Origin of the sequence: Streptomyces sp. NPDC053367 (assembly GCF_044545925.1) — a bacterium.
In the GTDB taxonomy this organism is placed as follows: Bacteria; Actinomycetota; Actinomycetes; order Streptomycetales; family Streptomycetaceae; genus Streptomyces.
In genome coordinates this window covers 226,298-247,101 of the sequence record NZ_JBITYN010000008.1, presented here as the reverse complement: position 1 = coordinate 247,101, position 20,804 = coordinate 226,298, and the positions used below count along the sequence as shown (strand labels likewise).

The 20,804-nt window shown below is 73.3% G+C and carries 20 protein-coding genes and 1 pseudogene; 15 read left to right on the top strand and 6 right to left on the bottom strand.

Translation table 11 applies throughout. The features are described 5' to 3' along the window. The first annotated feature begins 397 nt into the window (after nt 1–397). From ACIGXJ_RS23505 to ACIGXJ_RS23495, 3 genes are all read left to right on the top strand, one after another. Nucleotides 398–1,483 carry a hypothetical protein gene (locus tag ACIGXJ_RS23505; RefSeq protein ID WP_399648614.1) on the top strand — a complete coding sequence of 362 codons (1,086 nt, stop codon included), beginning with the start codon at nt 398–400 and terminating at the stop codon, nt 1,481–1,483. Then, complete coding sequence (mycP, locus tag ACIGXJ_RS23500) at nt 1,480–2,649, top strand: type VII secretion-associated serine protease mycosin (protein WP_399648612.1); 1,170 nt, start codon at nt 1,480–1,482, stop codon at nt 2,647–2,649. The genes ACIGXJ_RS23505 and mycP overlap by 4 nt, the downstream gene beginning before the upstream one ends. Nucleotides 2,650–2,782: 133 nt before the next feature. Continuing rightward, nucleotides 2,783–3,517, top strand: a complete 735-nt coding sequence (locus tag ACIGXJ_RS23495; RefSeq protein ID WP_399648609.1) for an SseB family protein — start codon at nt 2,783–2,785, stop codon at nt 3,515–3,517. Nucleotides 3,518–3,524: 7 nt separating this feature from the next. Here ACIGXJ_RS23495 and ACIGXJ_RS23490 read toward each other — a convergent pair whose 3' ends face one another. Further along, a complete protein-coding gene (locus tag ACIGXJ_RS23490; protein WP_399648606.1) occupies nt 3,525–3,881 on the bottom strand; it encodes a DUF1844 domain-containing protein in 357 nt (118 codons plus the stop codon). 360 nt (nt 3,882–4,241) lie between these two features. Between ACIGXJ_RS23490 and infC the strand changes: the two genes are divergently transcribed. From infC to ACIGXJ_RS23445, 9 genes are all read left to right on the top strand, one after another. Continuing rightward, nucleotides 4,242–4,895: a translation initiation factor IF-3 gene (gene infC, locus ACIGXJ_RS23485; RefSeq protein ID WP_399649098.1), complete on the top strand. Its 654-nt coding sequence runs from the start codon at nt 4,242–4,244 to the stop codon at nt 4,893–4,895. A gap of 112 nt (nt 4,896–5,007) precedes the next feature. After that, nucleotides 5,008–5,202, top strand: a complete 195-nt coding sequence (gene rpmI / locus ACIGXJ_RS23480; protein ID WP_004933563.1) for a 50S ribosomal protein L35 — start codon at nt 5,008–5,010, stop codon at nt 5,200–5,202. Between the two features lie 97 nt (nt 5,203–5,299). Beyond that, nucleotides 5,300–5,683, top strand: a complete 384-nt coding sequence (gene rplT / locus ACIGXJ_RS23475) for a 50S ribosomal protein L20 (protein WP_004002577.1) — start codon at nt 5,300–5,302, stop codon at nt 5,681–5,683. A gap of 103 nt (nt 5,684–5,786) precedes the next feature. Further along, complete coding sequence (locus tag ACIGXJ_RS23470; protein WP_399648603.1) at nt 5,787–6,635, top strand: TrmH family RNA methyltransferase; 849 nt, start codon at nt 5,787–5,789, stop codon at nt 6,633–6,635. A 96-nt stretch (nt 6,636–6,731) separates the two neighbouring features. Then, on the top strand, nt 6,732–7,880 hold the full coding sequence (locus ACIGXJ_RS23465) for an ATP-binding protein (RefSeq protein WP_399648600.1): 1,149 nt from the start codon (nt 6,732–6,734) through the stop codon (nt 7,878–7,880). A gap of 134 nt (nt 7,881–8,014) precedes the next feature. Then, nucleotides 8,015–9,136, top strand: coding sequence for a phenylalanine--tRNA ligase subunit alpha (gene pheS / locus ACIGXJ_RS23460; protein ID WP_399648598.1), 1,122 nt, complete (start codon nt 8,015–8,017; stop codon nt 9,134–9,136). After that, the gene (gene pheT, locus ACIGXJ_RS23455) at nt 9,136–11,649 is read left to right on the top strand and encodes a phenylalanine--tRNA ligase subunit beta (RefSeq protein ID WP_399648595.1); all 2,514 of its coding nucleotides are present in this window, start codon (nt 9,136–9,138) and stop codon (nt 11,647–11,649) included. The genes pheS and pheT overlap by 1 nt, the downstream gene beginning before the upstream one ends. A gap of 456 nt (nt 11,650–12,105) precedes the next feature. Then, complete coding sequence (locus tag ACIGXJ_RS23450) at nt 12,106–13,446, top strand: transcriptional regulator (RefSeq protein WP_399648593.1); 1,341 nt, start codon at nt 12,106–12,108, stop codon at nt 13,444–13,446. 138 nt (nt 13,447–13,584) lie between these two features. Beyond that, complete coding sequence (locus tag ACIGXJ_RS23445; protein ID WP_399648590.1) at nt 13,585–14,139, top strand: NUDIX hydrolase; 555 nt, start codon at nt 13,585–13,587, stop codon at nt 14,137–14,139. Here ACIGXJ_RS23445 and ACIGXJ_RS23440 read toward each other — a convergent pair. Continuing rightward, nucleotides 14,136–14,393 (bottom strand): hypothetical protein, encoded by a 258-nt coding sequence (locus ACIGXJ_RS23440; protein ID WP_399648588.1) that lies wholly within the window; start codon nt 14,391–14,393, stop codon nt 14,136–14,138. The genes ACIGXJ_RS23445 and ACIGXJ_RS23440 overlap by 4 nt on opposite strands. Before the next feature lie 183 nt (nt 14,394–14,576). Next, on the bottom strand, nt 14,577–15,437 hold the full coding sequence (locus tag ACIGXJ_RS23435; protein ID WP_399648585.1) for a 3-hydroxybutyryl-CoA dehydrogenase: 861 nt from the start codon (nt 15,435–15,437) through the stop codon (nt 14,577–14,579). A 180-nt stretch (nt 15,438–15,617) separates the two neighbouring features. Between ACIGXJ_RS23435 and ACIGXJ_RS23430 the strand changes: the two genes are divergently transcribed. Continuing rightward, nucleotides 15,618–16,835: a glycoside hydrolase family 10 protein gene (locus ACIGXJ_RS23430; RefSeq protein WP_399649095.1), complete on the top strand. Its 1,218-nt coding sequence runs from the start codon at nt 15,618–15,620 to the stop codon at nt 16,833–16,835. Between the two features lie 133 nt (nt 16,836–16,968). On the opposite strand, the pseudogene ACIGXJ_RS23425 reads toward ACIGXJ_RS23430, so the two are convergent. Together ACIGXJ_RS23425 and ACIGXJ_RS23420 are read right to left on the bottom strand one after the other, a co-directional pair. Next, nucleotides 16,969–17,160, bottom strand: a pseudogene (locus ACIGXJ_RS23425) (DUF1918 domain-containing protein); the annotation flags it as partial. Nucleotides 17,161–17,181: 21 nt separating this feature from the next. Beyond that, nucleotides 17,182–18,102 carry a DMT family transporter gene (locus ACIGXJ_RS23420; protein ID WP_399648582.1) on the bottom strand — a complete coding sequence of 307 codons (921 nt, stop codon included), beginning with the start codon at nt 18,100–18,102 and terminating at the stop codon, nt 17,182–17,184. Between ACIGXJ_RS23420 and ACIGXJ_RS23415 the strand changes: the two genes are divergently transcribed. Beyond that, nucleotides 18,101–19,540 carry a PLP-dependent aminotransferase family protein gene (locus ACIGXJ_RS23415; RefSeq protein WP_399648580.1) on the top strand — a complete coding sequence of 480 codons (1,440 nt, stop codon included), beginning with the start codon at nt 18,101–18,103 and terminating at the stop codon, nt 19,538–19,540. The genes ACIGXJ_RS23420 and ACIGXJ_RS23415 overlap by 2 nt on opposite strands. Nucleotides 19,541–19,670: 130 nt before the next feature. Beyond that, entirely contained in the window at nt 19,671–20,252 is a 582-nt protein-coding gene (locus ACIGXJ_RS23410; protein ID WP_399648577.1) for a histidine phosphatase family protein, read from the top strand. A gap of 37 nt (nt 20,253–20,289) precedes the next feature. Here ACIGXJ_RS23410 and ACIGXJ_RS23405 read toward each other — a convergent pair whose 3' ends face one another. Continuing rightward, nucleotides 20,290–20,751: a DUF6314 family protein gene (locus ACIGXJ_RS23405; protein ID WP_399648575.1), complete on the bottom strand. Its 462-nt coding sequence runs from the start codon at nt 20,749–20,751 to the stop codon at nt 20,290–20,292. Between the last annotated feature and the right edge of the window lie 53 nt (nt 20,752–20,804).

Genomic DNA, 20,804 nt, shown 5'->3' with positions numbered 1-20,804 from the left:
ACCGGTTCCCCCCGGGGCCCGGCCAACCCGTAGAGTGACGCGCACGTACGGGCACCGGTACGCACGAGGAAACGCCGGCACGGCACGAGGAAACGGGGGGTGCATGAGCACGGAAGCCGAGCGCGCCCCCGTCCCCCCGCGCCCCACGGCCCCACCGGCACCGACGGCCCCGCCCCCGCCCCCGCGGCCCCCCGCTCCGATCCCGCCCCCCACCCGTGGCGAACGCGAACGCGAGCGCCTCGTGCGCCCCACGCCGACCGGCCCGGGCGCCCCCGGGGCCGACCGCGCCGTCTCGGCACCGGGCGCGGACGGCGGCACGGCGGCAGGACCCGCCGAGGCCGGCCCCGGTGAGGCCGCCGGAGGCTCACCGGCGACCCGTTTCCCACGGTCGCGGGACGTGCGCCTGCACACGGGCGCGGACGCCGGGGGACCGGGGCGGGCCGCCCCGCCTCCGCCCGCCGCCTCGGCCCGTTTCCCGGACTCGCCTCCGGCCGGCACCGGCGCACCGGACGAGGTGCCCGAGGAGACCACCACCCGGCTGCGTCCCGTCCCCGCAGAGCCCCCCGCCGCCCCCGACCTCCCCCCGCCGATGCCCCCCATCGCGTACCCCCACGACCCCGGCCCGGACCCCGAGGCGCCCTTCGCCTGGGGCGACCCCTCCGGGCGGCCCGTCGTGTCCTTCGGGCAGCCCGAGATGCCGGAGTCGTACGACGAGCGGGCCCGGGCCCGCCGCGGCCGGGCGCGCACCGTCGCGGCGGCCGCCTGTGTCGTGCTCGGCGCCGGACTCATCGGCGGCGCGGTGACCGGCAGTTGGCTCGTCGGCGACTCCACCGAGGAACGCGAGCGCAGCGCCTTCACCGCGGCCGGCGACCTGTGGCACAACGTGCCGGTCGACGACCTCTTCCCGCCCACCGTGCAGGGCACCGGCGCCGGCCCCGGCGGAGCCGACCGCACCTGGACCCGCATCGCCGTCGCCCCCGACACCGGCTGCGCCGGCGCCTTCGACCCGCTGCTGCGCAAGGCCCTCGCCCCCGTCGGCTGCGAGCGTCTGCTGCGCGCCACGTACACCGACGCCACCCAGAGCCATGTCACCACCGTCGGCCTGCTGTTCACCAAGGCCGACGCGCCCGCCATGCGCTCCCTGGACCGGCAGTTCGACAGCGGGGGCCTCGCCGGGCGCACCGACCTGATGCCCCGCCCGTACGCCGCGCGGGGCACCGTCGCCGAGGGCTTCGGCCCGCGGCAGCGCGCCGCCTGGACCGTGTCGGTGCTCACCGACGCCCCCGTCGTCGTCTACGCCGTCTCCGGCTGGGCCGACGCGCGCCCGGTCGACGAGCCCCAGCCCGCCGCCGACGCCACCCGCACCGACGCCACGGCCGACCCCGCGCAGGCCGGCCTCGGCCACGAGGCCCAGGGCCTCGCCGACCGCATCGAGCGCGCCCTGCGCAGACACGCCGCCACGGCCACGGAGCAGCCGTCATGATCCGCCGTACGACCGCCAGGACCGCGCTCCTCGGCGGCCTCCTCGCCGCCTCCGTCGCCCTCGTGCCGCCCGCCGTCGCGCACGCCGACGCCATACGCGCCCAGCAGTGGGCCCTGGAGGCCCTGCACGCCGACGAGGTCTGGCGGACCACCAAGGGCGAGGGCGTCACCGTCGCCGTCCTCGACACCGGTGTCGACGCCGGCCACCCCGACCTCGTCGGGAACGTCCTGCGCGGCAAGGACATGGTCGGCTTCGGTGCCGGCGAGGGCGACGCGGCCTGGGCCGGCCACGGCACCAACATGGCCGGCATCATCGCCGGCCACGGACACGGCTCCGGCGGTGCCGACGGCGTCATGGGCATCGCACCCGAGGCGAAGATCCTCCCGGTCCGGGTGATCCTGGAGGACGGCGACCCGGCCCGCGGCAGGGCCCGCAAGACCCGCGCCAACGCCCTCGCCGAGGGCATCCGCTGGGCCGCCGACCACGGCGCCGACGTCATCAACCTCTCCCTGGGCGACGACTCCGAGTCCGCCCACCCGGAGGCGGCCGAGGACGAGGCCGTGCAGTACGCCCTGAGCAAGGGCGTCGTCGTCGTGGCCTCCGCGGGCAACGGCGGCGAGAAGGGCGACCACATCTCCTACCCGGCCGCCTACCCGGGTGTCATCGCCGCCACGGCCGTCGACAAGTTCGGCACCCGCGCCTCGTTCTCCACCCGCCGCTGGTACGCCACCGTCAGCGCCCCCGGCGTCGACGTCATCATCGCCAACCCCGACCGCAAGTACTACAAGGGCTGGGGCACCAGCGCCGCCGCCGCCTTCGTCTCCGGCTCCGTCGCCCTGGTCAGGTCCGCCCACCCCGACCTGACCCCGGCGCAGATCAAGAAGCTCCTGGAGCAGACGGCCCGCAACTCCCCGCAGGGCGGCCGCGACGACTCCCGCGGCTACGGCTTCATCGACCCGGCCGCCGCCGTCGAGGCCGCCGACGCGCTCGAGCGGGACGACCTGCGCGCGGCGTCGTACGGCGCGCGGTACTTCGGCGACGGCCCCGACCCGGCCGGCCCGGACGACGGCCCGGCCGACTGGGCGGGCCCCCTGGCGGGCAGCGTGGGAGCGGTCCTGCTGGTGATGGCCGCGGTCTTCTGGCGCGGCCGCAGACAGGTGCCCTGAAGGGGCGGGGGCTTCGTCGGCAGGCGGCTCCGCCGCGTGGGCGCGAGCGGCCACGAACGGCCCGCACCCGCGGACGGACGCTTCCCCCCCACGGCGAGAAGGCACCCCCGTCGCCCCCGATAAGGTCGGACACGTGAACAAGAACATCCCCGACCCCGGCTTCAGCGACGACGACGGCTCGGCCGACCCCCGGCTGAGCGCGGCCCTCGCGGCCTGGGCCGAGGAGCGCACGGCCGTCGCCCCCGTACTGGAGGCCCTCAAGGGCGCCAGGCTCCTCGTCCCCGTCGTCGCCGTGCTCGGCGAGGTCGAGGAGGACGAGAACGGCCTGCGCCGCGAGAAGACCAGCGACATGGCCGTGCCCACCCTGAAGGCCGGCCACCGCACCGCGCTCCCCGCCTTCACCTCGACCGAGTCGCTGGCCCGCTGGGACCCCGAGGCCCGCCCCGTCGCCGTACCGCTGCACCAGGCGCTCCAGGCCGCCGCGCACGAGAAGGCCGACACGGTCGTGCTGGACCTGGCGGGCCCGGTGCCGTTCGAGCTGACCGGCCCGCTGCTGCTGGCCCTCGCGGAGGGACGTACCAGCACGGACCCGCTGCAGGACCCCGCGGTCGTGGAGGCGGTGCGCGCGGCGGTCGCCGACGCGAGCGGCGTGCTGCTGCGCGCCTACCTCGGCCCGAGCGGCCGGGCCGACGGCACCCTCGCCCTGGTCGTCGACCCCGCCGTGCCGAGCGACACCGGCGTCCACGCGGTGGCCCGCCGCCTCGCCGCCGACGAAACACTCAGGGCCCGCCTGGTGCGCGGTCTCGACCTGGCAGTCCTGCCGGCCGAGGCCACGCCACCCGGCGAGCCCCTCTTCGTGCGCGCGTGAGCGTGACCTAGCCGTAGACCGGCCCGGTGTACTTCTCGCCCGGGCCCTGGCCCGGCTCGTCCGGGACCACGGACGCCTCACGGAAGGCGAGCTGGAGCGACTTCAGGCCGTCGCGCAGCGGGGCGGCGTGGAAGGAGCTGATCTCGGTCGTGCTCGCGTCCAGCAGGCCGGCGAGGGCGGTGACCAGCTTGCGGGCCTCGTCCAGGTCCTTGTACTTGTCGCCCTCCTCGGTCAGGCCGAGCTTCACCGCGGCGGCGCTCATCAGGTTGACGGCGACCGTCACGATCACCTCGACCGCCGGCACCTCCGCGATGTCGCGGGTCATGTCGTCGTAGGCGGGCGTGTCTGGAGAGGTCTCACTCATGCCCCACACGATAGGCCCCGCCGCAGCCCGGTTCGCACCACCCCGGGGTAGCTGCTAACCTTGTGTAACGACCGGCTGGACACTCACGTGTGCAGCCCACAAGTGGAGGCTCCGATCTCCCACCTGACCGTCCTCCGGGACGGCGGGTCATCCGGTCAGGCGGCCACCATCGTTCCGTACGGACGATGGAGTCGCCCGAAAGCGCGCCCCGCAGTCATCGCGGCGGTGCTCCGGTAGTGCTTTGGAGCCCCGCCTGTGATCGTCCGGGGCATTTTTTGTGTCTCGGCGCGGTTAGGTCTTACGAAAACAGACATCGCGGCTGTCCGCCAGACCGCCGCGTGGTGCTACCGAGGAGGATCCATCAGCGCCGAGCCCCGCATCAACGACCGGATTCGCGTTCCCGAGGTGCGACTTGTCGGTCCCAGTGGCGAGCAGGTGGGCATCGTCCCCCTGGCCAAGGCACTGGAGCTTGCGCAGGAGTACGACCTGGACCTGGTCGAGGTCGCGGCGAACGCCCGTCCGCCCGTGTGCAAGCTCATGGACTACGGGAAGTTCAAGTACGAGTCGGCCATGAAGGCCCGTGAGGCGCGCAAGAACCAGGCGCACACGGTCATCAAGGAGATGAAGCTCCGGCCGAAGATCGACCCGCACGACTATGACACCAAGAAGGGTCACGTCGTCCGGTTCCTCAAGCAGGGCGACAAGGTCAAGATCACGATCATGTTCCGTGGTCGCGAGCAGTCCCGGCCCGAGCTGGGCTACCGACTGCTGCAGCGTCTCGCGGAGGACGTCCAGGACCTCGGTTTCGTCGAGTCGAACCCGAAGCAGGACGGCCGGAACATGATCATGGTCCTCGGTCCGCACAAGAAGAAGACCGAGGCGATGGCCGAGGCCCGTCAGGCGCAGGAAGCCCGCAAGGCGGAGGCCAAGGCCAACCCCGGTCGTTCGATGAACGCCGCGGACCCCGACGCCGCGAACGCCGAGGCTCAGGCCGAGGCTTCCACCGAGGCGTGATCCCGGGGGACACCGTCCCCAGGCGATGTAACCGAAACAAGAGCGACGCTCCACCGTGCCCGGTTTTCGTGACCGGGCACCGGAGCGCCACCGACGAGGAGAGAACGGCGCTATGCCGAAGAACAAGTCGCACAGCGGTGCCAGCAAGCGCTTCAAGGTCACCGGCTCCGGCAAGGTGCTCCGTGAGCGCGCCGGCAAGCGCCACCTGCTCGAGCACAAGTCGTCCCGCGTGACGCGTCGCCTCACCGGCAACGCCGAGATGGCCCCGGGCGACGCCGCGAAGATCAAGAAGCTTCTCGGCAAGTGAGGCCGGGCGCGCAGCGCCTGAAGCACCTCTAGACCGGGACCCAATCGTTTCCGGGCCGTGTGAGGACAACCACGGCCCCGCTACAAGGAGTTAACAAGTGGCACGCGTCAAGCGGGCAGTCAACGCCCACAAGAAGCGCCGGGCGATCCTCGAGCAGGCCTCCGGCTACCGCGGTCAGCGTTCGCGCCTGTACCGCAAGGCCAAGGAGCAGGTCACCCACTCGCTGGTCTACAACTACAACGACCGCAAGAAGCGCAAGGGCGACTTCCGTCAGCTGTGGATCCAGCGCATCAACGCCGCTGCCCGCGCCAACGGCATCACCTACAACCGCTTCATCCAGGGTCTGAAGGCCGCGAACGTCGAGGTCGACCGCAAGATCCTCGCCGAGCTGGCCGTGAACGACGCCGGCGCGTTCGCCGCGCTGGTCGAGGTGGCCCAGAAGGCGCTGCCGAGCGACGTCAACGCCCCCAAGGCTGCGTGACGCCGCGCCGGCCTTGAGCCGACGTGACTGAAGGGACCCGCAGACCGGCACGGTCTGCGGGTCCTGCCGTGTCCGGTACCTGTCGACGAAGGTGAAGAACCACATGCCCCCCGCCAGCCCCGAGCTGATCTCCCCCCGCTCCCCCCGCGTCTCGGCCGCCCGGCGGCTCGCCCGGCGGAACTTCCGGGGCAAGGAGCGGCTGTTCCTCGCGGAGGGGCCGCAGGCCGTGCGGGAGGCGGCGGCGTACGGCGACAACCTCGTCGAGCTGTTCGCGACGCTGGAGGCCGCGGAGCGGTACGCGGACATCGTGGGCGAGGCCCGTGACGCCGGCGCCCGGGTCCACCTCGCCTCCGAGGAGGTGATCGCCGACATCTCCACCACCGTGACCCCGCAGGGCCTGGTCGGCGTGTGCCGTTTCCTCGACACGCCCTTCGAGGACATCCTGCGCGCCCGGCCGAAGCTGGTCGCCGTGCTGGCCCACGTCCGCGACCCCGGCAACGCGGGCACCGTCCTGCGCTGCGCCGACGCCGCCGGGGCGGAGGCGGTGATCCTCACCGACGCGTCCGTCGACCTGTACAACCCCAAGGCGGTACGTGCCTCCGTGGGCTCCCTGTTCCATCTGCCGGTCGCCGTGGGCGTGCCGGTCGAGCGGGCCGTCGCCGGGCTCCGGGAGGCCGGTGTACGTCTCCTCGCCGCCGACGGGGCGGGGGACCGCGACCTGGACGAGGAGCTGGACAAGGGCACCATGGGCGGGCCGACCGCCTGGATCTTCGGCAACGAGGCATGGGGCCTGCCCGAGGAGACCCGCGCCCTCGCCGACGCCGTGGTGCGCGTCCCCATCCACGGACGGGCCGAGTCGCTGAACCTCGCGACCGCCGCGGCCGTATGCCTGTATGCCTCCGCCCGTGCACAGCGCGCGGCCGGAGGCTGCCGCTCCGTCACCGCGAGCTAGTAGGGTGACCTGCCCGGGGCCCTCCCCCGAGCTCTCGGCTGCGCTCGTCGAGCGGGGAGGCACCTCCATGCCGTCCGAGAGGTGGGATACGGGGATATGAGCGTCGGCACGGGCAGCGCAACCGGAGCGGATGACGCGAGCCGCCCGCCCGAGCTGCGCCGGGACGCCCCCACCGGGCTCGGCATCGACCCCGACGACCTGCCCGAGGGGCTCGTCGTCGCCGACGAGCACGGCCGGGTGATCTGCTTCAACGCCGCCGCGGAGCGCATCACCGCCGTGTCCGCCGCCGACGCCCTCGGCCGCCGCCTCGACAAGGCGCTGCCGCTGGAGGACCTCGAAGGCCGCCGCTGGTGGCAGCTGACCGACCCCTACGGCGGGCTCGCCATACGGACCCGGCAGCCGGAGCGCAACCTGCTGCTGCCCGGCGCCCGCGAGGTGCTGGTCTCCGCCCGCTACGTGCGCGACGAGCCCACCGGACCCGTCCGGCGCGTCGTCGTGTGCCTGCGGGACACCGAGGCCCGGCGCCGCACCGAGCGCAGCCACGCCGAGCTGATCGCCACCGTCGCGCACGAGCTGCGCTCCCCGCTCACCTCGGTGAAGGGCTTCACCGCGACGCTGCTGGCCAAATGGGAGCGGTTCACCGACGACCAGAAGCGGCTGATGCTGGAGACCGTCGACGCCGACGCCGACCGCGTCACCCGGCTCATCGCCGAGCTGCTCGACATCTCCCGGATCGACTCCGGCCGCCTGGAGGTGCGCCGCCAGCCCGTCGACATCGGCGCCGCCGTCGGCCGGCACATCCAGGCCTACGTCGCCGCCGGGCAGCCCGCCGACCGGTTCCTGCTGCGCGTCGAGCAGCCGCTGCCCGACCTGTGGGCCGATCCCGACAAGATCGACCAGGTGCTCGGCAACCTCCTCGAAAATGCCGTGCGGCACGGTGAGGGAACTGTCACGATCGAGGTCAGGCCCGCCCCGTCCCCCCGCGAGGGGGAAGGCCACGAGAACGCAGCCACGTCGGTCACCGTGAGCGACGAAGGCCCCGGCATCCCGGAGGAGTCCATGAACCGCGTCTTCACCCGCTTCTGGCGGGGCAGCAAGCGCGGCGGCACCGGGCTCGGCCTCTACATCGTCAAGGGCATCGTCGAGGCCCACGGCGGCACCATCACGGTCGGCCGCGCCCCCGCCGGCGGCGCCGAGTTCCGATTTACGTTGCCCGTGGCGGCACCGGCGTATCTCGCCCAGTGACCCGCGGGCGCATCCGTACCCCCTCCCCCCGTTAGACTCGGCCTTTGGCACCTTTGTGTCCCGAAACCCGTGACGCACAGTCCATGAGTCGGTGACGGGGACCTCCAGCCAGCCAATCGGAAGCACGGGAAGAGATGTCGGCACCGAATAAGTCGTACGACCCTGTCGAGGTCGAGGCGTTGAAACCGGAAGAGATCGAGCGCATGCGGGACGAGGCGCTCGCCGCCTTCGCCGCAGCGAGCTCCCTCGACGCGCTCCAGGAGGCCAAGGTCGCCCACACCGGCGGCACCTCCCCGCTGGCGCTCGCCAACCGCGAGATCGGCGCCCTGCCCCCGCACGCCAAGGCCGCCGCCGGGAAGCTGGTCGGCCAGGCCCGCGGCGCCGTCAACAAGGGCCTCGCCGCCCGCCAGGCCGAGCTGGAGGCGGAGCGCGACACGCGCGTGCTCGTCGAGGAGGACGTCGACGTCACGCTGCCGTACGACCGTGTCCCGGCCGGCGCCCGCCACCCGCTCACCACGCTCTCGGAGCGCATCGAGGACATCTTCGTGGCCATGGGCTACGAGGTCGCCGAGGGCCCCCAGGTCGAGGCCGAGTGGTTCAACTTCGACGCCCTGAACATCGGCCCGGACCACCCGGCCCGCGGTGAGGCGGACACCTTCTTCGTGCAGGGCCCCGACGGCGGCACCGAGTCGGGCGTGGTGCTGCGCACCCACACCTCCCCGGTGCAGATCCGCTCGCTGCTCGACCGCGAGCTGCCGGTGTACGTGATCTGCCCCGGCCGCGTGTACCGCACCGACGAGCTGGACGCCACCCACACCCCGGTCTTCCACCAGGTCGAGCTGCTCGCCGTGGACGAGGGCCTGACCATGGCGGACCTCAAGGGCACCCTGGACCACATGGTCCAGTCGCTGTTCGGCGAGGGCATGAAGACCCGGCTGCGGCCGAACTTCTTCCCCTTCACCGAGCCGTCCGCCGAGATGGACATGGTGTGCTACGTCTGCCGCGGCGAGTCCGTCGGCAACCCCGACCGTCCCTGCCGCACGTGCTCCTCCGAGGGCTGGATCGAGCTCGGCGGCTGCGGCATGGTCAACCCGCGGGTGCTGGCCGCCTGCGGCGTCGACCCGGAGAAGTACAGCGGCTTCGCCTTCGGGTTCGGCATCGAGCGGATGCTGATGTTCCGCCACAACGTCGAAGACATGCGAGACATGGTCGAGGGTGACATCCGGTTCACCCGGCCCTTCGGGATGGAGATCTGATGCGGGTCCCGCTTTCTTGGCTGCGGGAGTACGTCGACCTGCCGGCCACCGAGACCGGCCGTGACGTCCAGGCCAAGCTCATCTCGGCCGGTCTGGAGGTCGAGACGGTCGAGCAGCTCGGCCACGACCTCAAGGGCCCCCTGGCCGTCGGCCAGGTCCTCACCATCGAGGAGCTGACGGAGTTCAAGAAGCCCATCCGCTTCTGCACCGTCGACGTCGGCCAGGCCAACGGCACCGGCGAGCCGCAGGAGATCATCTGCGGCGCCCGCAACTTCCAGGTCGGCGACAAGGTCGTCGTGGCCCTCCCCGGCGCCGTGCTGCCCGGCGACTTCCAGATCGCCGAGCGCAAGACGTACGGCCGGATCTCCCGCGGCATGATCTGCTCCAGCGACGAGCTCAACATGGGCGACGACGGCACCAAGGGCATCATCGTCCTGCCGCCGGAGACCGAGGTCGGCCGCGACGCCGTCGAGCTGCTGGAGCTGGTCGACGAGGTGCTGGACATCGCCGTCACCGCCAACCGCGGCGACTGCCTGTCCATCCGCGGCGTCGCCCGGGAGACCGCCATCGCCTACGGCCTGCCGCTGCGCGACCCGGCCCTGCTCGACGTACCGGCCCCGAACGCGTACGGCTACCCGGTCCAGGTCACCGACCCGGCCGGCTGCGACCGCTTCACCGCCCGGACCGTCTCCGGACTCACCCCCGAGGCGCGCTCCCCGATCTGGCTCCAGCGCCGGCTGCAGAAGGTCGGCATGCGCCCGATCTCGCTCGCCGTCGACGTCACCAACTACGTGATGATGGAGCTCGGCCAGCCGCTGCACGCCTACGACCGCAAGCTGGTCCAGGGCACCATCGGCGTCCGCCGCGCGGCCGAGGGCGAGAAGATCGTCACCCTCGACGGGGTGGAGCGCACGCTGCACGCCGAGGACCTCGTCATCACCGACGACCGCGGCCCCATCGGCCTCGCGGGCGTCATGGGCGGCGCCAACACCGAGATCGCCGATCACGACGACGTGGAGAACGCGACGACCGACGTGGTGATCGAGGCCGCGCACTTCGACGCGGTCGCCGTCGCGCGCACGGCCCGCCGCCACAAGCTGTCCTCCGAGGCCTCCCGCCGCTTCGAGCGGGGCGTCGACCCGGCCGCCGCCGCGGCCGCCGCCCAGCGCACGGTCGACCTGCTGGTCCTCCTCGCCGGCGGCACCGCCGACGCGGGTGTCACCGAGGTGCTCGCCCCGTCCGCGCCGCACACCATCACCGTCCCGGCCGACCACCCGGACAAGGTCGCGGGTGTGCACTACGGCCGGGAGACCGTGGTGCGCCGCCTCCAGGAGATCGGCTGCGACGTCTACGGGCAGGACGAGCTGGTCGTCACCGTCCCGTCCTGGCGGCCCGACCTGATGGAGAAGAACGACCTGGCGGAGGAGGTCATCCGGCTGGAGGGCTACGAGAACCTGCCCTCCACGCTGCCCAAGCCGCCGTCCGGCCGTGGCCTCACCCACCGTCAGCGGCTGCACCGCCGCGTGGGCCGCGCCCTCGCCGGCGCCGGCTACGTCGAGGCACCGAACTACCCGTTCGTGAGCGAGCAGGTCTTCGACCAGCTCGGCCTGGAGGCCGACGACCCGGCCCGCCGCGTCGTGAAGCTCGTCAACCCGCTCAACGACGAGGAGCCCGCACTCCGTACGTCGCTGCTGCCCGGCCTGCTGGCCGCGCTGCGGCGCAACGACGGCCGCGGTTCGCACGACCTCGCCCTCTTCGAGACGGGGCTGGTGTTCCAGCCGCGCGAGGAGCAGGGCGTCGCCGGGCACCTGCCGGTCGACCGCCGGCCCACCGACGAGGAACTCGCCTCGCTGAACGCCGTGCTGCCCGAGCAGCCGCGCCATGTCGCCGTCGTCCTCGCGGGCGCCCGCGAGCAGGCCGGCTGGTGGGGCAAGGGCCGCCCGGCCGACTGGGCCGACGCGGTCGAGGCCGGCCGTGCCGTCGCACGTGAGACGGGCGCCGAGCTCGTCGTCCGCAAGGGCGCGTACGGGCCGTGGCACCCGGGCCGGTGCGCCGAGTTCGCGGTCGTCGTGGACGGCGCGGAGGTCGTCGTCGGCCACGCCGGCGAGCTGCACCCCCGTGTGGTGAAGGCCTTCGGTCTGCCCGCGCGCACCTGCGCGACGGAGCTGGACCTGGACGCCCTGGAGCGGGCCGGCGACGGTGTGCCGCAGGCGCCGAGCATCTCCACCTTCCCCGTCGCCACGCAGGACGTCGCGCTCGTCGTGGACAAGCCGGTCCCGGCCGCCGAGGTCGAGGCCGCGCTCCGCGAAGGCGCGGGTGAACTGCTGGAGGGCATCCGGCTGTTCGACGTGTACGAGAACGAGGACCAGCTCGGTGAGGGGCGCAAGTCCCTGGCCTACGCCCTGCGGTTCCGCGCCGGTGACCGCACGCTGACCGTGGACGAGGCTTCGGCCGCACGGGACGCCGCGGTCGCCCTCGCGGGCGAGCGCACCGGGGCTGTGCTGCGCGGCTGAGCGCCGTGGGGGCTGCGCGAGTACCCCGGCTGCGGGTCGGCCGTGGTTGCTCGCGCAGTTCCCCGCGCCCCTGAGGACACTCGACCGGCTCCGAAAGGCCGGTCCGAGCACCCCAGGGGCGCGGGGCGCTGACGTCAGCGGCTCCGCCGCGCGGGCGCGAGAAGCGACCACGCACCGGCAGCCGACGAACCACAGCCAGCCCCACGGGCCGGCGTCGCCGTCCGCCCCGCCACGGAGTGTCGGGCAGGCAGCCGGGCGGACGGCGGGAAGCGGGCCGCCGCACTGTACGAGGGGGAGCCGGCGGCCCGGCCGGCCTCTTGCGAGGCACCCCAGTCAACCGGCCGGGAACTCTCCGCGACAGCGCGCACACGGTACGGATTCGCGCACTCCGTTCACACCCCGTGTGAAGGCGAACCCACTACGCTGTCGGGCACCGAGCCACCGGGGGGGCACCCAATGCAGCCCAACACACTGCTCGACGCGATCCTGGACGAGGCCGGGGTCTCGCACGCCGGGCTGGCCGCACACGTCAACCAGGCCGGGCGCGCCCGCGGCCTGGCACTGCGGTACGAGCACACCGCCGTGGCCCGCTGGCTGAAGGGCCAGCGCCCGCGCGGACAGGTGCCCGACCTGATCTGCGAGGTGCTCGCGGCCCGGCTGCACCGGCCGGTCACGCTCGACGACATCGGCCTCGGCGTCCCCGGCGAGCCGACCGTCCTGCACTCCGGCACGCTGTCGGGGTTCGTGGAGCGGGCCACCGCCCTGTGGCGCTCCGACGAGCAGCAGCGCCCGCACATCCTGGGCGCGCCCGCGGTCACCGGCACGCCCGCGGTGATGCCGGTGTGGGAGTGGGAGAACCCGCCCGAGGACGTCGACGTCTCGCGTGGGGGCCGGCACCGGGTGACCCCGGCCGATCTGGAGATGCTGCGGGCGGCCCGTACGCACTACGAGCAGATGTACCGCAAGGCCGGCGGGGTCGCGACGCGCAGCCGGATCGTCGGCTTCCTCAACGCCGAGGCCGCCCCGCTGCTGCGCGGCGGCTACACCGACGCGACGGGCCGTCAACTGCACCGGGCCACCGGCGGGCTGGTGGCGATCGCCGGGATCTGCGCGTACGACTCCGACGCGCACGGCCTCGCCCAGCGCTACTTCCACCAGGCGCTGCGGCTCGCCAAGGCCAGCGGCGACCGGGGCCTCGGCGCGTACGTGATCGCGCTGCTGGTCAACCAGTCGCTGTTCATGCGGGAGTTCCGCCAGGCGGTCGCCTTCGCGGAGGCCGCGCTGCGGACCGCGGGCAGGCACATCACCCCCGCCCTCGCCTCCGACCTGTACGCGATGCAGGCGAAGGCCTACGCCCACCTCGGTGACGGTTCGAGCGCGCTGTCCTGCATCCGCCGGGCCGAGGCCGCCGCCGAACGCATCCGGCGCGGCATCGAGCCCGACGAGACCGGCTATGTCCAGCCGGGTCTGGTCAACGTCCAGGTGGCGGAGGCGCTGCTGAGCCTGGGCGAGCTCCAGGCGGCGGCCGAGCACGCGGCGGCCGCGGTGGACAACCCCGCGCACGACCGGGGCCGGGTCCACCGGCTCGCGATGCTGTCCACCATCGAACTGCGCCAGGGGAACGCCGACAAGGCGGTGGCCACGGCGGTGCGGATGGCCGAGCAGGCGCGGGGCATGGAGTCGCAGCGGCTGCGCGACAGACTCCGCGCGGTGCGCGAGCACCTGGTGAGCAGCGGCTGCTCGGGCACCGCGGAGGCCGCCGAACTCATCGACGGGGCGCTGCGCGTACCGCTGTGAGCCCCTGAGCGAGCTGTAGGGGGCCTGCTCCATTCCGCCCCTGTGCGCCCGCCGCGCTGCCATCGGACGTCCCTGTGCCTGCTGCCGGACCGCTCCTGCTGCGATATTGCCACTTACTCGGCGGAAGGTGGCAGAACCGTGCAGTGGACGAAGCAGAACGAACAAACTGTGTACTCAAACCGCTGGTTCAGCGTCAATCTGGCGGATGTCGCGTTGCCGGACGGCCGGCATCTCGACCACTTCCTGATCCGGCTGCGGCCCGTCGCCGTGGCCACGGTGGTCAACGAGGCCAATGAGGTCCTCCTGTTGTGGCGCCACCGTTTCATCACCGACAGCTGGGGGTGGGAGCTCGCGGCCGGCGTCGTCGAGGACGGCGAGGACATAGCGTGCGCGGCCGCCAGGGAACTGGAGGAGGAGACCGGCTGGCGGCCGGGACCCCTGCGCCACCTGATGAGCGTCGAGCCCTCCAACGGGCTCACGGACGCCCGGCACCACATCTACTGGGCCGACGAGGGCGAGTACATCGGTCATCCCGTGGACGACTTCGAGTCGGACCGCAGGGAATGGGTCCCCCTCAAACTCGTCCCCGACATGGTCGCCCGCGGCGAGGTCCCGGCCGCCAACATGGCGGCCGCACTGCTGTTACTGCATCACCTCAGGCTCGGCCAGGACCTGCCGCCCCGGGGGCGTTAGCGTCCCAGCGCCTGCCAGACCGTCACGACGAGCGCGCCCACGGCCGTGACGGCAGCGATCGAGGGCAGGGGCCAGCGGGTGTGCTCCAGGGAGGTGAGCCGGGTCTCCAGCTCGTCCACCTCCTTGGCGGTCTCCTCGGTGCGATGGGTGAGCAGGGTCAGCCCGCCCTCGACTCTGGCGTAGGCCACATCGAGCCGGCGTCGTAACTCTGCGAGTTCCCCTTGGACCACGGGATGCTCGGGATCGGCGGTCACGGGTCCGCTCCTTTCCGTAGTCGATTCACATCCCTTGCATGCGCATGTTGAGTGAACTCGCCTGGTGGGCGCGTGGGGAGAGTGTGCGAAGGGCATATGCGTGCCCGCCGCGCACACGGTGTGTGAATGCCGCGGGCCCGGCACTCCGAAGAGCGCCGGGCCCGCGACGGTGACTGTGCGTGCTCAGCTGTACGTGTAGAAGCCCGAGCCGGTCTTGCGGCCGAGGCGGCCCGCGTCGACCATGCGCTGCAGCAGCGGGGGAGCGGCGTAGAGCGGCTCCTTGTACTCCTCGTACATCGAGTCGGCGATCGAGGCGATCGTGTCCAGGCCGATCAGGTCGGAGAGCTTCAGCGGGCCCATCGGGTGGGCGCAGCCGAACTCCATGCCGTTGTCGATGTCCTCGCGGCTCGCGATGCCCGATTCGAACATCCGGATCGCGGAGAGCAGGTAGGGCACCAGCAGCGCGTTGACCACGAAGCCCGAGCGGTCCTGGGCGCGGATCGCGTGCTTGCCGAGCACCTTCTCGGCGAACACCTGGGCGCGGCTGAGCGTGCCCTCGGAGGTGGTCAGTGCCGGGATCAGCTCGACGAGCTTCTGCACCGGGGCCGGGTTGAAGAAGTGGATGCCGATCACATGGTCGGGGCGGGAGGTCGCCACGGCCAGCTTCACCAGCGGGATGGAGGAGGTGTTGGAGGCCAGGATGGCGTCCGGCCGGGTCACCACCTGGTCGAGGACCTGGAAGATCTCGGTCTTGACCTGCTCGTTCTCGACGACGGCCTCGATGACGAGGTCGCGGTCGGCGAACTCGCCCAGGTCGGTGGTGAAGCTCAGCCGCGCCAGGGTGGCGTCCCGCTCCTCCTCCGAGATCTTGCCGCGCTCGGCCGCCTTCGCCAGGGAGTTGAACAGCCGGGTGCGGCCGATCTCCAGGGCTTCGCCGGTGGTCTCGGCGACCTTGACGTCGAGTCCGGCACGGGCGCACACCTCGGCGATGCCCGCGCCCATCTGACCGCAGCCCACCACTCCGACGCGCTCGATGTCTGTCACATCGTCCCTTTCGCTGCTTGTGTACGGCGGTGGCAGGCCGGCGGGGTTCCGCCCCTGCTCCGTTCGTGCACGTTACCCCGAAGTATCGATGATCGATCGGCGGGGTCGGGCATCCTGGGCGCGGAGGCGATCCGTGACCGGGCGGATCCGGAGCGTACAGGGGTGTGGTCCGTGGGACGGATGTCACGGCGGGCGTTCGCGGTGGCGAGCCTGGCGGCCCTGGTGGCATCGAGCGAGGCCGCCGCGCAGGGGGCGGCCCGGCGGCCGCGGGCCGTCCGTGAGATGCGCGGCATGTGGCTGGCGACCGTCGCCAACCGGGACTGGCCCTCCGTCACCGGTCTGTCCCCGGCACAGCAGCGCGCCGAACTGCTCGCCCTCCTCGACCGGGCCGTCGAGCGCCGGCTGAACACCGTGGTCTTCCAGGTGCGGCCCACCGCCGACGCGCTGTGGCCCTCGCCGTACGAGCCGTGGTCGCAGTACCTGACCGGGGTGCAGGGCCGCCACCCCGGCTGGGACCCGCTCGGCACGGCCGTACGGGAGGCACACGCGCGGGGCCTGGAGCTGCACGCGTGGTTCAACCCGCTGCGGATCGCGAACCACGCCGACCTCACACAGCTGGTCCCCTCCCACCCGGCCCGCCGCCACCCCGACTGGGTCGTCACCTACGGGGGCCGGATGTACTACGACCCGGGCCTGCCGGAAGTCCGGGACTTCGTGCACGACGCGATGCTGGACGCCGTACGCAAGTACCCGGTGGACGCGGTGCACTTCGACGACTACTTCTACCCGTATCCCGTCCCCGGCCAGAGCTTCGACGACGACGCGGCCTACGACACCCACGGCGGCGACTTCGCCGACCGGGCGGACTGGCGGCGGGACAACATCGACCGGCTGGTGCGTGACATGGCGGCCAGGATCAAGAAGGTCAGGCCCGGCACCCGCTTCGGCATCAGCCCCTTCGGGGTGTGGCGCAACGCGGACACCGACCCGCGCGGCTCGGACACCCAGGCGTTCCAGTCCTACGACGAGCTGTACGCGGACTCCCGCAAGTGGGTGCGGGAGAAGTGGGTCGACTACATCTGCCCGCAGCTGTACTGGCACATCGGCCACGAGGCCGCCGACTACGCCACGCTCGTGCCCTGGTGGGCCTCGGTCGTCCGGGGCACCGGCACACAGCTGTACGTGGGGGAGGCGCTGTACAAGGCGGGCCGCGCGGGACAGCCGCAGGCCTGGCAGAACCCGGCGGAGCTGTCCCGGCACCTCACCCTGGCGAAACGGCACGCTGAGGTGCGCGGACACGTCTTCTTCGCGGCGACCGAGGTGGCCGTCGACGACACCGGGGCGATGGCGCGGGTGGTCGCCGACCACTACACCGGGCCGGCGCTGCCCCCGCGCTGACTCACATCCCGGGCATCTCCCGCCCGGGCGGCATCGGCTGCCCGGTCATGGGCCGGTCGGACATCTGCTGCCCGCCCATCTGCTGCCCGCCCATCTGCTGCCCGCTCACCGGCTGTCCGGGCATCTCCTGGCCGCTCATCGTCTTCTTGTGCCGGATCTCGGTGTCCGGCCCCGGGGAGCAGACGCCCTCGTGCCCGTCCTCGAAGCGGACGCGGTACGGAGGGTTGCCCTCCTGGCCCATCACCTCGACGATCTCGCCGACCTTGTCGTGCTGTCCGACCACCCTGCCGTGCTGGACAAGCTGGTCGCCCACGGTTGCACGCATCTAGGGCCTCCTCACGGTGTGTCAGCCGCGCGCCCGTTGGGTGACGGCGATGCACACCAGCACCGCCGCGGCCGTCAGCGGGGCGGCCACTGTCAGGTGCTCGCCCAGCAGCAGCACCGACCACACCAGTGTGAGCAGCGGCTGGGCCAACTGCAACTGGCTGGCCTTGGGGATCCCGATGACCGCCATGCCCCGGTACCAGACGACCAGACCCACGAACTGCGAGCCGGCCGCCACCCACAGCAGCCCGGCCACGCTGTGCCCGGTGAGGTGCACCGGCTCGTACGACAGCGCCAGCGCCGACCCGATCACGCCGAGCGGAGCGCACAGCACCAGCGCCCAGCCGATGACCTGCCAGCCGGGCATCACCCGGGCGAGGCGACCGCCCTCGGTGTAGCCGGCCGCGCACACCAGCAGCGCGGCGAAGAGATAGAGGTCGGCGCCGGTGAGGGCACCGCCGCTCTGCTGCACGGTGAACGCCACCACCGCGGCCGCGCCGGCCAGCGCCGCCGTCCAGAAGGTCCGCGAGGGACGGTTGCCCATGCGCAGCGCGGACAGCGCGGCGGTGGTCAGCGGGAGCAGTCCGACGACGACGGCCGCGTGCGCCGTGGTGGACGTCTGCAGCGCCAGTGTGGTCAGCAGCGGGAAGCCGACGACGACCCCGGCGCCGACGACCGCGAGCCCCGGCCAGTGCGCCCGCGCGGGCAGCGGCACGCGCAGCGCCAGCAGACAGCCGCCCGCGATCAGCGCGGCCAGCACGCTGCGCACGGCCACCAGCGACCAGGGGCCGAAGCCCTCCAGGCCCCAGGCGGTCGCGGGGAAGGTCAGCGAGAACGCGGTGACGCCCAGTGCGGCCTGGACGACGCCGAAGGAGGACGACCGCTGCTGAGGGGCGTCGACTGCTATCCGACTCGGGGCGATAGCGCTACTCTGTGCTCTCATGCATGAGCGTAGCAGTGTCGGTGAACTGGCGAACACCCTGCGGAGCGAGCTCAACCGCTACTCTCCAGGTGAGAAGCTGCCGTCGAGCCGGGCTCTCGTCGAGCGGTTCCGGGTGAGCCCGGTGACCGTGTCACGGGCGCTGGCGCAGCTGGCCGCGGAGGGACTGGTGGTCACCCGCCCGGGCGCCGGGGCGTTCCGGGCGCGGCCCCGTGAGACGCCCGCGGCGGCCGGGGACACCTCCTGGCAGGAGGTCGCGCTCAGCGCCGACGGCGCCGCCGACCTCGTACCGCGCACGGTGGACGCCTCCGGGGTGACCGTGTCGCTCGCCGCCCCGGCACCCGGGGTGATCGAGTTCAGCGGCGGCTATCTGCATCCCTCCCTCCAGCCCGAGAAGGCGATGGCCGCCGCGCTGTCCCGGGCCGGACGCCGGCCCGGCGCCTGGGGCCGGCCGCCGCTGGAGGGGCTGCCGGAGCTGCGCGAGTGGTTCGCGCGCGGGCTCGGCGACACCGTCAGCGCCGCCGACGTGCTGGTCACCGCGGGCGGCCAGTCGGCCCTCACCACCGCCTTCAGGGCGCTCGCCCCGCCCGGCGCGCCCGTCCTCGTGGAGTCGCCCACCTATCCGGGCATGCTCGCCATCGCCCGGGCCGCCGGTCTGCGCCCGGTGCCCGTCCCGGTGGACGCCGACGGTGTGCGCCCCGGCCTGCTGGCCGACGCCTTCAAGGCGACCGGCGCCCGGGTGTTCGTCTGCCAGCCGCTGTTCCAGAACCCCACCGGGGCCGTCCTCGCCCCCGACCGGCGCGGCGAGGTGCTGCGGATCGCCCGCGCGGCCGGCGCCTTCGTCGTCGAGGACGACTTCGTGCGGCGCCTCGCCCACGAGGACGCCGGTGTGCTGCCGCGTCCCCTGGTCGCCGACGACCCGGACGGCGTGGTCGTCCACGTCGGCTCCCTCACCAAGGCGACCTCGCCGAGCTTCCGTGTGAGCGCGCTCGTGGCCCGCGGGCCCGTGCTGGAGCGGCTGCGGGCGATCCAGGTCGTCGACACCTTCTTCGTCCCCCGCCCGCTCCAGGAGGCGGCCCTGGAGCTGGTCGGCTCCCCGGCCTGGCCCCGCCATCTGCGGGCGCTGGGCACCCAGTTGCGCGCCCGCCGCGACGCCATGGTCTCGGCCCTGCGGCTTCACCTGCCCGAGCTGGACCTGCCGTACGCGCCCTGCGGCGGCTATCAGCTCTGGGCCCGCCTCCCCGACGACCTCCCCGAGTCCGCCCTCCCGTCCGCGGGCGCCCGCGCCGGAGTCTCCCTCACCCCCGGCCGCCCCTACTTCTGCGCCGAACCCCCCGGCGGCCACCTCCGCCTCAGCTTCGCCGCCGCCGCGGGCACGACCGAGATCGCCGAGGGCGTACGACGTCTGCGGGCCGCCTGCGAGGAACTGCGCGGCACGTGAGGCCCGGCAGCCCGGCCCGTGCCGGGCCGCGGGCATCGTCTCCCTTCCGGCCGGTGAGACCCGGTGCACGCCGCGTAACCCATCAGTAACGACTCTTGACCGGCGCACTGTGCGGGCCCACCATCCCCGCATGGCACTTCGGGTCACCTTCGTCGCCGCCGCGCGCAGCTCCGCGCTGCTCGCCGAGCGCTTCCAGGACGACCGGCCGCTGGATCAGGCGGGCTGGGACGAGGTCCAGCGCATGGCCGGCGGCCTCCTGCCGCTCGCGGCCGCCGACCTGCGCTACTGCTCGCCCACCCCGCGCAGCCGCGCGACCGGTGACGCCCTCGGCTACGCGCCGCTGGTCCAGCTCGCCCTGCGCGACTGCGACATGGGCCGCTGGAACGGGCTGACGCTCGGCGAGGCGATGGCCCGGGAGCCGGACGCGGTCGACGCCTGGCTCGCCGACCCGCGCGCCACCCCGCACGGCGGTGAGTCGCTGCTGGCGTTCATCTCCCGGGTCGGCGGCTGGCTGGACACCCGGCCCGTGGAGGACGGCTGCCGCATCGTCGCGGTGGCCGAGCCCTCGGTGATCCGGGCCGCCCTGGTGTACGCGCTGAAGGCCCCACCCGCGACCTACTGGAACCTCGACGTCCGTCCCCTGTCCGCGACCACCCTCGCCGGCCGGCGAGGCCGCTGGAACCTGCGGTTCGACGTGCCGGCGGCGGCCTGACTCCTCATGCGGCGGCGGCCGGCGGCGGCCTGACTGCTCATGCGGCGGCGGCCTGGGCGCTGCCGCGCGTGTAGTCCGTCACCAGCAGCAGGTCCTTCGCCGGTCCGCCCACCCGCCACACCGTGCGCCAGCGGTCGGGGCCGGTCACGGTGAACTCCCCGCGGTAGAGGTCCGCCGCGCACGGATGGTCGGCGATGTGCCGTCCCGTCCTCAGGTCGAGGCCGTGGAACGGCCGGCCGTCGGCGAAGCGGACGTCCGCCGTGCCGGTCCGGGCCCCCGGCAGGAAGCGCAGCGTCCGCTCGGCGGGCCGGGTGACCCCGTGCCAGGTGAAGTGGCCGGTCTCCCGGTGCAGCAGACCCCCGCCGGGAAGTGGCGTGAAGTCGGTGGCCCCGGTGAAGGTGCCCTGGGTGCCGTCCCCCAGATCGCGCACGACCCGTTCGACCCGCCACCCTCCCGTGAGGTAGGCGAGCGCATCGGGCACTGGCCAGAACTCGCCCATCTCGCCCCGCTCTCCTTCTCGACGGCCGCTGCGCGACCCATTGACGCGTCAAC